The organism is Rhizobium sp. CG5, from assembly GCF_023701945.1.
Taxonomy (GTDB): domain Bacteria; phylum Pseudomonadota; class Alphaproteobacteria; order Rhizobiales; family Rhizobiaceae; genus Allorhizobium.
The window spans coordinates 13549-28643 of the sequence record NZ_JABAEF010000013.1 but is presented as its reverse complement, the minus strand read 5'-3'; the positions used below and the strand labels follow the sequence as shown (position 1 = coordinate 28643).

10 protein-coding genes are annotated in these 15095 nt (G+C 62.3%); 6 read left to right on the top strand and 4 right to left on the bottom strand.

Translation table 11 applies throughout. The features are described 5' to 3' along the window. Positions 1-262 precede the first annotated feature (262 nt). On the top strand, positions 263-1720 hold the full coding sequence (gltX, locus tag HGO38_RS20080) for a glutamate--tRNA ligase (RefSeq protein ID WP_250957680.1): 1458 nt from the start codon (positions 263-265) through the stop codon (positions 1718-1720). A gap of 248 nt (positions 1721-1968) precedes the next feature. Beyond that, positions 1969-3465: a lysine--tRNA ligase gene (gene lysS, locus HGO38_RS20075; protein ID WP_250957679.1), complete on the top strand. Its 1497-nt coding sequence runs from the start codon at positions 1969-1971 to the stop codon at positions 3463-3465. A gap of 128 nt (positions 3466-3593) precedes the next feature. Here lysS and HGO38_RS20070 read toward each other — a convergent pair whose 3' ends face one another. Next, positions 3594-4892 carry a hypothetical protein gene (locus tag HGO38_RS20070; protein WP_250957678.1) on the bottom strand — a complete coding sequence of 433 codons (1299 nt, stop codon included), beginning with the start codon at positions 4890-4892 and terminating at the stop codon, positions 3594-3596. A gap of 244 nt (positions 4893-5136) precedes the next feature. Here HGO38_RS20070 and HGO38_RS20065 point away from each other — a divergent pair, with 244 nt between their 5' ends. The 4 genes from HGO38_RS20065 to HGO38_RS20050 are packed head-to-tail and all read left to right on the top strand — an operon-like array spanning position 5137 to position 8609. Continuing rightward, a complete protein-coding gene (locus tag HGO38_RS20065; RefSeq protein WP_250957677.1) occupies positions 5137-6027 on the top strand; it encodes a metal ABC transporter substrate-binding protein in 891 nt (296 codons plus the stop codon). Then, on the top strand, positions 6024-6911 hold the full coding sequence (locus HGO38_RS20060) for a manganese/iron ABC transporter ATP-binding protein (protein WP_284739495.1): 888 nt from the start codon (positions 6024-6026) through the stop codon (positions 6909-6911). Before HGO38_RS20065 ends, HGO38_RS20060 begins: the two co-directional genes overlap by 4 nt. Beyond that, the gene (locus HGO38_RS20055; protein WP_250957676.1) at positions 6895-7752 is read left to right on the top strand and encodes a metal ABC transporter permease; all 858 of its coding nucleotides are present in this window, start codon (positions 6895-6897) and stop codon (positions 7750-7752) included. Before HGO38_RS20060 ends, HGO38_RS20055 begins: the two co-directional genes overlap by 17 nt. Continuing rightward, positions 7749-8609: a metal ABC transporter permease gene (locus HGO38_RS20050; RefSeq protein ID WP_250957675.1), complete on the top strand. Its 861-nt coding sequence runs from the start codon at positions 7749-7751 to the stop codon at positions 8607-8609. Before HGO38_RS20055 ends, HGO38_RS20050 begins: the two co-directional genes overlap by 4 nt. On the opposite strand, the gene HGO38_RS20045 is transcribed toward HGO38_RS20050, so the two are convergent. From HGO38_RS20045 to HGO38_RS20035, 3 genes are all read right to left on the bottom strand, one after another. Then, entirely contained in the window at positions 8596-9822 is a 1227-nt protein-coding gene (locus HGO38_RS20045; RefSeq protein WP_250957674.1) for an aromatic ring-hydroxylating oxygenase subunit alpha, read from the bottom strand. The genes HGO38_RS20050 and HGO38_RS20045 overlap by 14 nt on opposite strands. A 246-nt stretch (positions 9823-10068) precedes the next feature. After that, positions 10069-12516: a GcvT family protein gene (locus HGO38_RS20040; protein WP_250957673.1), complete on the bottom strand. Its 2448-nt coding sequence runs from the start codon at positions 12514-12516 to the stop codon at positions 10069-10071. Beyond that, positions 12513-14960: a GcvT family protein gene (locus tag HGO38_RS20035; protein ID WP_250957672.1), complete on the bottom strand. Its 2448-nt coding sequence runs from the start codon at positions 14958-14960 to the stop codon at positions 12513-12515. The genes HGO38_RS20040 and HGO38_RS20035 overlap by 4 nt, the downstream gene beginning before the upstream one ends. Positions 14961-15095 lie beyond the last annotated feature (135 nt).

The following is a 15095-nucleotide window of genomic DNA, read 5'->3' as shown; positions in this document are numbered from 1 at the left end:
CGCCGATCGGAAATGGTTCCGCCAGGGGCGCAAAAAAATGTGCTTCCTTCACTCTTTTTGAATGGCAGGACCTTTCCCTCTGGCTTCAGGCGGCAGTTTTCCTTGACGCTTGGCGCTGAATATGGCCTAAGGCCTCGCAATGGAACACTGCTGAAAACCGGGTGCCAAGCCGGTTTTTCTGCGTTTCCGAGAGTTTTAAGCCTTTCCCGCAATCGCGCGAGTGTCGTCCGATTGCCCGCACGTTACCACGAGCACGAATCCAATGAGCACATCCGGCGTCCGCGTCCGCATCGCACCTTCCCCGACCGGTGAACCCCATGTGGGCACCGTCTACATCGCCTTGTTCAACTATCTCTTCGCCAAGAAGATGGGCGGCGAGTTCATCCTGCGCATCGAGGATACCGACGCGACGCGCTCGACGCCGGAATTCGAGCAGAAAGTGCTCGACGCGCTGAAGTGGACGGGATTGACCTGGTCGGAAGGCCCCGATGTCGGCGGCCCCTACGGTCCCTATCGCCAGTCCGACCGCAAGGACATGTACCAGCCCTTCGCCCAGGACCTGCTCGACAAGGGCCATGCCTTCCGCTGCTTCTGCACGCCCGAGCGCCTGACGGAAATGCGCGAAGCCCAGCGCGCCAGCGGCAAGCCGCCGAAATATGACGGTCTCTGCCTGCACCTGAAGGCCGAGGAAGTCACCGCCCGCGTCGCCTCCGGCGAAGCCTCCGTCGTGCGCATGAAGATCCCGACCGAGGGCTCCTGCGATTTCAACGACGGCGTCTATGGCGATGTCTCGATCCCCTGGGATTCGGTCGACATGCAGGTGCTGATGAAGGCCGACGGCATGCCGACCTATCACATGGCCAATGTCATCGACGACCATCTGATGAAGATCACCCATGTGGCACGTGGCGAGGAATGGCTGGCATCAGTCCCTAAGCACATCCTGCTCTATCGCTATTTCGAGTGGGACGAGCCGAAGTTCATGCATCTGTCGCTGATGCGCAATGCCGACAAGTCAAAACTGTCGAAACGCAAGAACCCGACCTCGATCTCCTATTATTCCGCGCTCGGCTACCTGCCGGAAGCCCTGATGAACTTCCTCGGCCTGTTCTTCATCCAGATCGCCGAAGGCGAAGAGCTGCTGGATATGAACGAGCTTGCCGAAAAATTCGATCCGGACAACCTCTCCAAGGCCGGCGCGATCTTCGACATCCAGAAGCTCGACTGGCTGAACGGCCGCTGGCTGCGCGAAAAGCTGACGCCGGACCAGTTCCTGGCCCGTGTCTTTGAATGGTCTGCTGAAAACGACCGTCTGACGGAAGGCCTGAAGCTCGCCCAGAGCCGCATTTCCAAGCTCGGCGAACTGCCGCAGCTTGCCGGCTTCCTGCTCGCCAACGACGTCGGGCTGACACCGGCATCCTTTGCCGGCCTGAAGACCAGCCCGGCCGAGACGCTGGAAATCCTCACCACCGTGCAGACGGATCTCGAAAAGATCCTCGAATGGAACGTGACGACCATCGACGAGGAACTGCGCGCCATTTCCGAGCGCCTCGGCAAGAAGCTGCGCGTGGTCACCCCGCCGCTGTTCGTCGCCGTGTCGGGCTCGTCCCGCTCGCTACCACTGTTTGACAGCATGGCGCTGCTCGGCCGCTCGGTCGTGCGCCAGCGTTTGAAGGTCGCGGCGACGGTGGTGGCGCAGATGGTGGGTGCAGAAAAGTAATAAGCACAGGCTGCCCGCAACGGCGGCGTTTTAAATACCCCCCTCTGTCCTGCCGGACATCTCCCCCTCAAGGGGGGAGATCCACCAGAGGCACCGCCTTCGCCCAATTCAGCATAGAGTGCTGAGCACGCGACGCCAGCGGCAGGACGAAGAGACCGCTTCATCCGATCTCCCCCCTTGAGGGGGAGATGCCCGGCAGGGCAGAGGGGGGTAACCGCAACGAACACAGCCCGAAAAAGGCGAAAACGATGACCGATACCAAGACCGAAACCGCCCTGTCCTCCGACGTCACGGAAGTGCGCGCCCAGAAGCTGAAATTGCTGCGCGAGCTCATCGGCGATGTCTATCCGGCGCATTTCCACCGCACGATGACCAATGCCGAACTGGCCGAGAAATATGCCGGGCTGGAGCTGGATACGGAATCGGGCGATATCATCACCGTTGCCGGCCGCGTCTATTCCTCGCGCAACTCGGGCATGTTCATGGATATCCATGATGCCTCGGGCAAGATCCAGATTTTCAGCCACAAGGACACCACGCCCGAAAGCGCCCGCGCCCTGCTGCCGCTGATCGACCTGGGCGACATCATCGGCGTCACCGGCATGGTCCGCCGCACCAAGCGCGGCGAGCTGACGATCAATGCGCAAGAGATCACCATGCTGACCAAGGCGCTGCTCCCCATGCCGGAAAAGTGGCATGGCGTCACCGATATCGAGACGCGCTACCGCAAGCGTCATCTCGACATCATGACCAACGAGGACAGCAAGCTGCGTTTCCAGCAGCGCTCGAAGATCGTCTCCAGCATCCGCCGCTTCATGGAAAACGACGGCTTCATGGAAGTCGAAACGCCTATGCTGCAGTCGATCTATGGCGGCGCCACGGCCGAGCCCTTCAAGACCCACCACAATACGCTGAAGCTCGACATGTACCTGCGCATCGCGCCGGAACTGTTCTTGAAGCGCACGCTGGTCTCTGGCCTGTCCGACAAGGTGTTCGAGATCAACCGTAACTTCCGCAACGAAGGCGTCTCGACCCGGCACAATCCCGAATTCACCATGATGGAATGCTACTGGGCCTATGCCGATTACGAGGACATCATGGACCTCGTCGAGCGGCTGTTCGCAGACCTCGCGACCCGCATCCACGGCTCGACCGAGTTCACATTCGGCGACACGGAAATCTCCTTCAAGGGTCCATTCCGCCGCGTGCCGATGCCCGACGCCGTCAAGGATGTGACCGGCATCGACTTCCTGGCCATGAAGACCGACGAGGAAGCCCGCACTGCGGCCAAGGCAGCCGGTTTTGCTGTCGAGAAGGACTGGACCTGGGGCGAATGCCTGGCCTTCATCTTCGAGGAAAAGGTCGAGGGCACGCTGATCCAGCCGAGCCACGTCACCCATTTCCCCAAGGACATCTCGCCCTTTGCCAAGGAAGTGCCGGGCGAACCGCGTCTCGTCGAGCGCTTCGAGACCTATTGCAACGCCTGGGAAATCGGCAACGCCTTTTCCGAACTGAACGACCCGGAAGAACAGCGCGCCCGCATGGTCGAGCAGCTCGAACAGGCCCATGCCCGCGGCGAGAAGGACAAGCAGCTGGACGAGGAATTCCTCGACGCGATCGACCAGGGCATGCCGCCGGCCGGTGGCCTCGGTATCGGTGTCGACCGCCTGATCATGCTGCTCACCAATTCGCCGTCGATCCGCGACATCATCCTGTTCCCGGCCCGCCGCAACAAGAACGACTGATCTGTCGCCTCATGAATTCGAAAGGCCCGGAACGCTTGATCATCGCTCCGGGCTTTTTGCGTTTGATGCAATGTCGGTTGGCATATCAAGGTGCCGCTTTCGCGAACGAAAGCAGCACTTTTTCAAACTCAATGCGTGGCCGCGACATGTTCCTTTGAAACCGGCGGCACCGGCTCTTCAGGCGATGCGTGCTCGGGTGCAGCGGCCGCCTCGCCCTGCGCCTCCGCCGGCGCTGCCGCATCTTCACCGCTGCCGAACATCATGCTCTTCACCGAGGACAGCCAGCCGCCATTGTCGGCCTCGACCACGGGCTCCTGGCTCGGCGCCGTGGCCTCTTCCGTCGAATGCTCGCCTGCAGCGGCCGTTTCCGCGCCATGCGCTGCAGCAGAAGCGGCAGCCTCTTCGGTAGCGGCATGTTCCCCGTGTCCGGCCGCCGGTTCAGCGGCCGCCTCGTGGGACGGTGCAGCACCATGATCGGCAGCAACCTCGCCATGTCCTTCCGCCGCAGGAGCAGCGTCATGGCCCTCGGCCGCAGGCGTGGCCTCATGTCCTTCGGCGGCCGGGGCCTCGTCTGCCCCGAACACCATGCCCTTCAGCGAGGCAAACCAGCCGCCGGTCTCAGCCGGAGCTGCGCCATGGCCATCGGCGGCAGGCGCTTCGCCATGGCCCTCGGCCGATGCAATCTCGTCACTGGCTGGCGCGTCGCCATGTCCGTCTGCTGGCGCGTCGCCATGCCCGGCTGGCGCTTCGCCATGCCCCTCTGCCGGCGCCTCACCATGACCGGCCGGCGCTTCGCCGTGACCCGCGGGTGCTTCGCCATGGCCGCTCGGAGCGCCATGGCCTTCCGGCAGGGCCACTTCCGGCTTGACGCAATTGGCCGTGTCATCGAGGCTAGCCACGAGATGATCGATATCATCCGATGTCATCGAAATCTTCTCGCCGTAGAACTGGCCGCTGCCATTGGCGGGCTTTTCCACGTAGCGGGCCGTAAAAATCTGGCCGTTTGCCTCTTCTGGAATCTTGCTGGGATCAGGAACATAGATGACATCGGCGCCGACCGCCCGTCCGCGCATATCCGCCCGTTTGACCGGCCCTTTCGCGTCGAGCACCACCACCTGCACAAGATCGGCCTTTTCGGCCTCCTGCACGGCCTTGGCGACCCGCAGCGCCGTTTTCACCCGCGTCAAGCCATCGGTCGGCTCCGTGGTGACGAATTTACGAACCCAGAAACGATCCTTCTTCTTGATCGTCACCGACGTCACTTCCGTGCATTCCAACCCATTGATCTTCTCGTAGGGAGGCCCAAGGATCGCTTCCGTGCCGATGAACACGGCAGCCGCGCCCGTTCCGCCCAACAGGACCAGGACGCCGCCGGAAATCAAAATCAATTTGCGGGATAACCGGAACTTGCCGCCAAGACCCTTCACGCCAACAACTCCGGCATCAAGTCACTCCATACACATACGCAAAACTTGGACTGACCTTGCCACACTGTTCTTGAGGAAACTTTAATCTACACGCTGTGCGCTGCAGCGAAGCTTTCCCATTTCGGCACAAGACCGCTCTTCGCAGCAGCTCACATTGCGAATGATTTGCAATAGCGTTTGACAAACGCCACAAACGCACTAGCTTAGATTGCGAATGAGTTGCAAAAGCCTTTTGGAGTCGATCATGTTGAACCGAATTGCGGGAATTCTGGCAGTCGCCCTCGCCCTTCTGCCCGTGTCGGCGGCAGTGGCAGCAGACAAGCCCAAGGTTATCACAACGTTTACCGTGATTGCCGATATGGCCAAGAATGTTGCCGGCGATGCCGCCGACATTGAAAGCATTACCAAGGCTGGCGCCGAGATTCACAACTACCAGCCGACGCCCCGCGATATCCTCAAAGCCCGCGACGCCGACCTGGTTCTGTGGAACGGCCTCAATCTCGAACTCTGGTTCCAGAAATTCCTTGGCAATCTCGGCTCGGTTCCAAACGCCGTGATCTCGGAAGGCGTCGCCCCGATGAGCATTGCCGGCGGCGCCTATGAGGGCAAGCCGAACCCGCATGCCTGGATGTCACCTGAAAACGCGCTGATCTATGTCGAGAACATCCGCAAGGCCCTGACCGGCATAGACCCCGACCACGCCGATCTCTATGCCGCCAACGCGGCCGCCTATTCGCAAAAGATCAAGGCCGAACTGGAGCCGCTGAAGGCGCAGATCGCCAAGCTGCCGGAGCAGGAACGCTGGCTTGCCACCAGTGAAGGCGCCTTCTCCTATCTCGCCCGCGATCTCGGTCTGAAAGAACTGTTCCTCTGGCCGATCAATGCCGACAGCCAGGGCTCGCCGCAGCAGGTGCGCGCCGTCATCGACGCCATGCGCGAGCACCAGATCAAGGTGATCTTCTCCGAAAGCACCGTGTCGGATAAGCCGGCCCGCCAGGTCGCCGCCGAGACCGGCGCCAAATATGGCGGCGTGCTCTATGTGGATTCGCTGAGCGAAAAGGGCGGTCCGGTTCCGACCTATCTCGATCTGCTGAAGGTCACCGTTTCCACCATCGTCGAAGGGCTGGCCGCATGATCATGGGCAAAAGCACCGGCAAGCGGCTGGACGGCCTGACAGCCAACAGTATCACCGTCACCTATCGCAACGGCCACACGGCGCTGAAGGATGCCAGCTTCACCATCCCCAAGGGCACGATCACCGCGCTGGTCGGCGTCAACGGCGCCGGCAAGTCGACGATCTTCAAGGCGATCATGGGCTTCGTGCCGCTGGCGCGCGGCGACATCACCATTCTCGGCATGCCGGTGCGCGAGGCGCTGAAGAAGAACCTCGTCGCTTACGTGCCGCAAAGCGAGGAAGTCGACTGGAATTTTCCGGTTCTGGTCGAAGACGTCGTGATGATGGGCCGCTACGGCCATATGAATTTCCTGCGCATCCCGTCGCGCCGCGACAAGGCCCTGGTTGACGAGGCGCTCGGCCGCGTTGGCATGCTCGACTACCGCAAGCGCCAGATCGGCGAGCTCTCCGGCGGCCAGCGCAAGCGCGTCTTCCTGGCCCGCGCACTTGCCCAGGAAGGGCAGGTCATCCTGCTCGACGAACCCTTTACCGGCGTCGACGTGACCACCGAAGAGCAGATCGTCGCCCTCTTGAAAGACCTGCGCCGCGAGGGCCGGGTCATGCTGGTCTCGACCCACAATCTCGGCAGCGTCCCGGATTTCTGCGACCGCACGGTGTTCGTCAAGGGCACGGTGATCGCCTCCGGCAAGACGGAAGACACGTTTACCGAGGAAAACCTGCATCTGGCCTTTGGCGGCGCGCTCAGGCACTTCGTGCTGTCCGGCACCGATCTGCATGACGATGCCGACGCCCGTCAGGTCAAGGTGATCACCGACGACGAACGGCCCTTCGTGATCTATCGCGATCCGCAAGCCAAGAAGGTGGACGATGGCCCTGCTGCTTGAACCCTTCTCCTACCAGTACATGGTCAGCGCCATCTGGGTCAGCGCCCTGGTCGGTGGCGTCTGCGGTTTTCTGTCGGCCTATCTGATGCTGAAAGGCTGGTCGCTGATCGGCGATGCCCTGTCCCATGCCATCGTGCCGGGCGTGGCCGGCGCCTATATGCTGGGCCTGCCCTTTGCCGCCGGTGCCTTCCTCTCGGGCGGTCTTGCCGCCGGCGCCATGCTGTTTCTCAACCAGCGCACCCGGCTGAAGGAAGATGCCATTATCGGCCTGATCTTCACCTCCTTCTTCGGTCTCGGCCTGTTCATGGTGTCGCTGTCGCCGATGTCGGTGAACATCCAGACCATCGTGCTCGGCAATATACTGGCCATCACCCCGGAAGACACCCTGCAGCTGGTGATCATCGGCGGCGTCAGCCTGGTCATCCTGACGCTGAAATGGAAGGACCTCATGGTCACCTTCTTCGATGAGGATCATGCCCGCTCGATCGGCCTGAAGCCGGCTTTCCTCAAAGTGCTGTTCTTCACCCTTTTGGCCGGCTCGACGGTGGCCGCCCTGCAGACCGTCGGCGCCTTTCTGGTCGTCGCCATGGTGGTCACCCCGGGCGCCACCGCCTATCTCCTAACCGACCGTTTCCAGCGGCTGATCGTCATGGCCTTTTGCATCGGCGCCGGCACCAGCGGCGTCGGCGCTTATCTCAGCTACTTCCTCGACGGCGCCACCGGCGGCATCATCGTCGTGCTGCAGACGCTGATCTTCTTAGGCGCTTTTGTCTTTGCCCCGAAACACGGGCTTCTCGCTTCCAAGCGCAAGGCGCGGCTCGCTTTGGAGGATGCGGCATGAGTGACACGCTTGCCCTGCTGATCCTGCCGTTCCAGCTGCCCTTCATGCAATATGCCTTCATCGTCACCCTGATGATTGCCGTGCCGATGGCCCTGCTCTCCTGCCTTCTGGTGCTGAAGGGCTGGTCGCTGATGGGCGACGCCGTCTCCCATGCCGTCCTGCCCGGCGTTGTGATCGCCTATGTCGTCGGCCTGCCGCTGGCCATAGGTGCCTTCGTCGCCGGCATGACCTGCGCGCTGGCAACGGGGTATCTCAAGGAAAACAGCCGCATCAAGGAAGACACCGTTCTCGGCATCGTATTCTCAGGAATGTTCGGCCTCGGTCTCGTGCTTTACGTGAAGGTCGAAAGCGACGTACATCTCGACCATATCCTGTTCGGCGACATGCTCGGCATCCTGCCATCGGATTTGCTGGAAACCGGCCTGATCGCCCTGGCAGCGACTGCCTTTCTCGTCATCCTGCGCAAGGATCTTCTGGCCCATGCCTTCGATCCGCAGCATGCCCGCGCCATCGGCCTGCCGGTGCGGCTGCTGCATTACGGCCTGCTGGCGGTACTGTCGCTGACCGTGGTCGGCGCGCTGAAGGCCGTCGGCATCATCCTGTCGGTCGCCATGCTGGTGACGCCCGGCGCCATCGCCTTTCTGATCACCCGGCGCTTCCAGAGCATGCTGGTCGCCGCCGTCCTGGTCGCGGTCACAGCGACGCTGTCCGGCATCTATCTGAGCTTCTACATCGACAGCGCCCCGGCCCCGACCATCGTGCTCTTGATGACGGCCATGTTCATCGCCGCCTTCGTCCGCACCGTGTGGAAGGCGCACGCAACGGACAAAAACGGTCAGGCCCTTACGGACGGCTGATCTCGTCGAGATACCAGTTGATGTAGCGCAACTCGTTCTGCTCCATCGGCGCGATCGGTCCCGGCACGAAGAAATGCGAGCGCACGCCGCGCGAGGTGTGCTCGATGATCGCCTTGTCCTCGTCGGTGGTGACGGTCCACAGCCATGTCAGCTTGTCGAAATCGTAGTCGACACCCTGTTCAGCCTGGCCGTCGACCAGCCAGATCAGCTCCATCTCGCAGGCTTCCGGCCCCTTCGGAATGAAGCGGTAGATCATGCCGTGGTCGGGATAGCAGACCAGGAAGCTCGTACCGCCGAGATGCACGGAGGTGACGCCACCATCATATTCGCTGAACCGGCCCATCAGCGGCGCCAAAGGCGATCCGTCCTGGCTGCCGGTCTTCACGCCATCATAGAGCGCATAGCGGAAGGCATGGATGGTCTCGCGGCCGCCCTCCGACGTCTGCCAGTGATCGCCGGAGCCGACTTCGATGCCGAGCGCGCAGGTTCGCTCCTCCATCGCCGCATTCAGCGCCTCGATCATCGGCAGCGGCTGTTCCAGCGCATGGGTCTGCGAATATTCCGGATGGGCCGGGCCGCAGTGATAACACTCAACATAATTCTCGACCGCCAGCTTCCAGTTGGCATCGACGGCATAACTCTGGCGGTGCGCCACCTTGGCCGAGGCCCAGCCATATTGCCCGCAGGTCGCATGCAGCAGGTTTTCGACCTCGGAGAAATCCAGCGGATTTTCCGCAAACGAAATGAAGATCAGCCCCTCGACCACCCGCACCTGCAGCCGCTTCAGCCCGTGATCCTCCCGTTTGAACTCTTTCGGCATCAGCCGGGCGGCCTTCAGCGCCCCGTCATTGCCATAGGTCCAGGCATGATAGGGACAGACGAAGACGCGGGCATTGCCCTTGTCCTTTGTACAGACCTCGGCGCCGCGATGCCGACAGACATTGAGGATCGCATGCACCCGGCCATCCGCCCCACGCGTCACGATCACCTGTTCCGACGCCATGCGGAACACTTCGAAATCGTTGATATTGGGGATGACACTCTCATGGGCGACGCAATGCCAATGGCGGAAGAACACCCGCTGCAGATCGCGCTCGTAGATATCAGGGTCGAGATAAAACGGCCGGGCAAGGCCGTGACCAGGCGTGTGGGCGGTGACCAGTTGGTCAATGCGGTCGGCTGTGGGCTGGGTGGTGATGTCAGGTGCGAGCATGGGAATGTCTCCAAATTGACGAGCCTGCGGCGCACCCCCCTCTGTCACTTCGTGACATCTCCCCCTCAAGGGGGGAGATCGGGCGATTGCGGATAATTTTCTGTCCAACAACAACCGACTGAACGGGCGTTGAGCGATGATAAGTGGCATGAGCCGCAGCGATTGCGGTCAATCTCCCCCCTTGAGGGGGAGATGTCACGGAGTGACAGAGGGGGGTAGCCCCGGCAAACGCCGGTGTGTCCTGCATCATGCCCTCACCCTTTCCGCCCTCGGATCATACATCGGCGTCAACGACGCCTCCGCCTTTACCCGCACGCCGGCAATCTCGATCTCGTAGGTTGAGCTCAGCACATCCGCCTCGCTCTCGCCGGCACAGGGCACATAGCCAAGGCCGATGGCGCCGCCGAGGTGGTGGCCGTAATTGCCGGAGGTGACCGTGCCGACGATCTTCCCGTCACGCACCACCGCCTCGTTGTGGAACAAAAGCGGTTCGGGATCGGTCAGGCGGAATTGCACCAGCCGGCGGTCGAGACCTGCCTCCTGCTTGGCCAGCACCGCATCACGGCCGATGAAATCGCCCTTGGCCGTCTTCACCGCAAAGCCGAGCCCGGCCTCCAGCACATGATCCTCATCGGTAATATCGTGGCCGAAATGGCGGAACGCCTTTTCGATGCGGCAACTGTCCAGCGTATGCAGGCCGCAGAGTTTAAGGCCGACTTGCGAGCCCGCCTCCTCCAGCGCCTCGAACACATGCGCCGTCTGGTCGGTCGGGACATACAGCTCCCAACCGAGTTCGCCGACATAGGTAACGCGATGGGCGCGGGCGAGCCCCATGCCGATCTCGATCTCCCGCGCCGTGCCGAACGGATGGGCGGCATTGGAAAAATCGTTGGGGCTGACCTTCTGCAGCAGATCGCGCGATTTCGGCCCCATGACGCACAGCACCGATTCCGATGCGGTCAGGTCGGTCACCACCACGAAGGCATCGCCGATATGCCTCCGCAACCAGGCAAGGTCGCGCTGCAGGGTAGCGCCGGGCACGACGGCGAGGAAGGCGGTCTCCGACAACCGCGTCACGGTCAGGTCGCTCTCGATGCCGCCTTTCGCATTGAGCATCTGCGTATAGACGATGCGGCCGGCGGCCACGTCCATCTGGTTGGCACAAAGTCTCTGCAGGAAGGGCAGCGCGTCGCGGCCTTCGATACGGATCTTGCCGAACGAGGTCATGTCGAACAGGCCGACACCGCCGCGCACCGCCAGATGTTCGTCGCGCTGGTTCAAAAACCAGTTCTGCCGCTTCCAGCTGTAGCGGTATTCGCGCTCCTGGCCGTCTCTGGCAAACCAGTTGGCCCGCTCCCAGCCGGCCACCTCGCCGAACACCGCGCCACGGCGTTTCAGATGCTCATGGATCGGCGAACGGCGGACACCGCGGGCGGTGGCCATCTGGCGATAGGGAAAGTGATCGGCATAGAGCAGACCGAGCGTCTCGGTAACGCGCTCCTTCAGATAGCTGCGGTTCTTCTGGAATGGCTGCGCCCGGCGGATATCGACCTCCCACAGATCGAACGGCGGCTCGCCGTCGTTCATCCACTGCGCCAGCGCCATGCCGGCGCCGCCGGACGAGACGATGCCGATGGAATTGTAGCCGGCCGCCACCCAATAGTTCTTCAGCTCCGGCGCCTCGCCGAGATAGTAGCGGTCGTCGGGCGTAAAACTCTCCGGACCGTTGAAGAAAGTATGGATGCCGGCGGTTTCCAGCATCGGCATGCGGTTGATCGCCTGCTCGAGGATCGGCTGGAAATGATCGAAATCCTCCGGCAGCTGGTCGAAGCAGAAGTCCTCGCTTATGCCCTCCATGCCCCAGGGCTTGGCGACAGGCTCGAAGGCGCCGAGCAGCATCTTGCCGGCATCCTCCTTGTAATAGGCGCACTCGTCCGGCACGCGCAGCACCGGCAACTGTTTGAGGCCCGCCACCGGCTCCGTGACGATGTAGAAATGCTCGCAGGCATGCAGCGGCAGCGTCACCCCGGACATATTGGCGAGCGTCCGCCCCCACATGCCGGCCGCGTTGACCACATGCTCCGTCTCGATGACAGTGCTCTCGCCATTCTGCTCGCAGGCAACGCCGGTGACGCGGCCATCCTTTTGGAGAACCGCGGTCACCTTGACGCCCTCGATGATCGAAGCCCCGCTCTGGCGCGCCCCCTTGGCCAGCGCCATGGCGATATTGGCCGGATCGCACTGGCCGTCGAGCGGCAGATGCACGGCGGCCACCACGTCGGAGACGTTGAGATGCGGATACATCGCCTTGACCTCGTCCGGCGAAATCTCGCGCACGTCGATATTGAAGGCGCGGGCCAGCGAGGCCTGGCGGTAGATTTCTTCGCGGCGCTCAGCGGTCAGCGCCACGGTGATCGATCCGTTCTGCTTCATGCCGGTGCCGATGCCGGTCTCTTCCTCCAGCCGCACATAGAGATCGCGCGAATATTTGGCGAGCCGCGTCATGTTCTGGCTGCCGCGCAGCTGGCCGATCAGCCCGGCCGCATGCCAGGTCGTGCCTGATGTCAGCTGCTTGCGCTCCAGCAGCACCACATCGGTCCAGCCGAGCTTGGCCAGGTGATAGGCAACCGAGCAGCCCGACACGCCGCCGCCGATGATCACCGCTCTCGCCTTTTTGGGGATGGCCTTGGTCATGCGCGCAGTCTTTCATTCTGGGGATCAAACAGCGGCTGGTCGGCCTGGACGACGGCCTTGAAGCGCTCGCCGAAGATCTCCACCTCGATCTCCGTGCCCGGCACGGCCAGATCGGCCCGCAACATGCCAAGCGCAATGGACTTGCCGACCCGGTAGCCCCAATTGCCCGAGGTCGTCTCGCCGACCACCTGACCACCGTGCCAGAGCGTCGACATGTAAGGCGCGTCGCAATCGCCGGCCTCGACCACCAGCGTCACAAACCGCTTCGACAGCCCCTGCTGCTTCTCGCGCTCCAATGCCGCCTTGCCTTTAAAATCCGGCTTGCTCCAGTCGATGAAGCGTTCCAGCCCGCCCTGCAGGATGCTGTAATCGGTCGACAGATCGCCCTTCCAGGCGCGATAGCCCTTCTCGATGCGCAGCGAATCCAGCGCCTCCATGCCGAAGGGTTTCAGCCCGTGCTTTTGCCCCGCCGCCCAGACAGCGTCGAAGATCACGGCGGTGTCATCGATTTTCGTATGGATTTCCCAGCCGAGCTCGCCGGCAAACGACACGCGCACCAGCTGGCACCAGCGCCCGGCGATCTGGCAGCTCTGATGGGTCAGCCAGCCCCTGGCGAGATCGGCGTCGCAGACCTCGGCGAGTATATCGCGCGACTTGGGGCCGGGCAGGATCTGGCAGGTGAAATCCTCGGTCACGTCATCGAGCGTGAAACCCGCATCTGCGGGCAGGTGTTTCTGCAGCCATTCGAAATCGTGCCACTGGGCCGTGGCCGCCGTGATCAGGAAGAAGACATCCTCCTCCAGCGCCATGACCGACATTTCCGTGACGATGCGGCCCTGGTCGTCGGAAAAATAGGCAAGTCCGATGCGGCCGGGCTTCGGCACCTTGCCGGTGGTGAGTGTTAGCAGCCAGGCGCGCGCGCCCTCGCCCTTCAGCCGATAGCGCGAAAAGCCGGGCAGATCGAGAATGCCGGCAGCGCTGGTCACCGCCAGACATTCCTCCTCGATCCGCGCCGCCCAGGGGCCTGCCCGGTTCCAGGTCTGGGTGGAGGCCTCCGACGTATCGTCGCCCGGCCTGGCATACCAGCTGGCACGCTCCCAGCCGTTATAGGGCTTGAACTGCGCGCCGAGTGCTGCGATCCGGTCGTGGATCGGCGAGAGCTTGCGGTTGCGGCCGGCCGGCCAGGCGTGCTTGGGGAAATGCATCGCATATTCATGGCCATAGATTTCCATGCCCTTGGCCACGCAATAATCCTGGGTCGCAAAGCTGGTAAACCGGCGCGGATCGCAGGACCACATGTCCCACTCGGTCTGACCCTCCGTCACCCATTCGGCCAGCACCTTGCCGGCCCCGCCGGCCTGGCAGATGCCGAAGGTGAAGACGCAGGCCTCGAATGCGTTCGGCACGCCCGGCATCGGGCCGATCAGCGGATTGCCGTCCGGAGCATAGGGGATCGGGCCGTTGATCATCTTGGAAAGACCCGCGGTGCCGAGGATCGGCACCCGCTCGACGGCATCGTTCAGATACCATTCCAGCCGCTCCAGATCGTCGGGAAACAGCTGGAACGAAAAATCCTCCGGCATCGGATCGTCCGGCGTGATCCAGTGCGCCTTGCAGTTCTTCTCGTAGGGACCGAGATTCATGCCGGTCTTTTCCTGGCGCAGGTAATAGGAACTGTCGACATCGCGCAAAAGCGGCAGCTTGTGCCCGACCTCCCTGGACCAGGCCGCCAGCTCGGGGATTTCCTCAAACAGCATATATTGATGGCTCATCACCATCATCGGCACGTCCCGGCCGAACCATTTGCCTACTTCGCGCGCATAATAGCCGGCGGCGTTGACCACCTTCTCGCAACGGATCTCGCCCTGCGGCGTCGAGATCACCCACTCGTCATTGTCCCGGCGCACGCCGGTGGCGGGACAGAAGCGGAAGATTTTTGCGCCCAGATCGCGCGCGCCCTTGGCCAGCGCCTGGGTCAGCTGTGCCGGATCGATATCGCCGTCGTAAGGGTCATAAAGCGCCCCGGTCAGGTCGTGAGTCTCGACGAAGGGATATTTCGATCTGATCTCGTCCGGCGACAGGATGTCGAGATCCATGCCCTGGTAGCGGCCCATGCCGACGACGCGCTTGAACTCCTGCAGCCGCTCCTTGGAATGGCCAAGCCGCACCGAGCCGGTGACGTGATAGTTCATCGGATAATCGACCAGCGTGCCCAGCTCGCGGTAGAGCGCGGCGGAATAGCGCTGCATGTTCATGATCGACCACGACGACGAAAAGGTTGGCACATTGCCGGCCGCATGCCAGGTCGAGCCCGCCGTCAGCTCGTTCTTCTCCAGAAGCACGCAATCGCTCCAGCCGGCCTTGGCCAGATGGTAGAGACAGGAGGCCCCGACAGCCCCGCCTCCGATGATCACGACGCGCGCATGCGACGGCAAACCTGACATGACTGCTCCCTTGTTTTGGGAGAAGTTGTGACGCCGAAACTGACAGTCATCAAGCCACGCAAAACCGCTTTATTGATCGAAGACTTCGATTAGTTTGCCTTGGTATCCCTTGCGAAAGATCAAGTCGCGGTCGCA

Excerpts from the sequence above, each read along its gene's own strand:
- gltX (WP_250957680.1), top strand. The coding sequence starts at position 263 with ATGAGCACATCCGGCGTCCGCGTCCGCATCGCACCTTCCCCGACCGGT.
- lysS (WP_250957679.1), top strand. The coding sequence starts at position 1,969 with ATGACCGATACCAAGACCGAAACCGCCCTGTCCTCCGACGTCACGGAA.
- HGO38_RS20065 (WP_250957677.1), top strand. The coding sequence starts at position 5,137 with ATGTTGAACCGAATTGCGGGAATTCTGGCAGTCGCCCTCGCCCTTCTG.
- HGO38_RS20060 (WP_284739495.1), top strand. The coding sequence starts at position 6,024 with ATGATCATGGGCAAAAGCACCGGCAAGCGGCTGGACGGCCTGACAGCC.
- HGO38_RS20055 (WP_250957676.1), top strand. The coding sequence starts at position 6,895 with ATGGCCCTGCTGCTTGAACCCTTCTCCTACCAGTACATGGTCAGCGCC.
- HGO38_RS20050 (WP_250957675.1), top strand. The coding sequence starts at position 7,749 with ATGAGTGACACGCTTGCCCTGCTGATCCTGCCGTTCCAGCTGCCCTTC.
- HGO38_RS20045 (WP_250957674.1), bottom strand. The coding sequence starts at position 9,822 with ATGCTCGCACCTGACATCACCACCCAGCCCACAGCCGACCGCATTGAC.
- HGO38_RS20040 (WP_250957673.1), bottom strand. The coding sequence starts at position 12,516 with ATGACCAAGGCCATCCCCAAAAAGGCGAGAGCGGTGATCATCGGCGGC.
- HGO38_RS20035 (WP_250957672.1), bottom strand. The coding sequence starts at position 14,960 with ATGTCAGGTTTGCCGTCGCATGCGCGCGTCGTGATCATCGGAGGCGGG.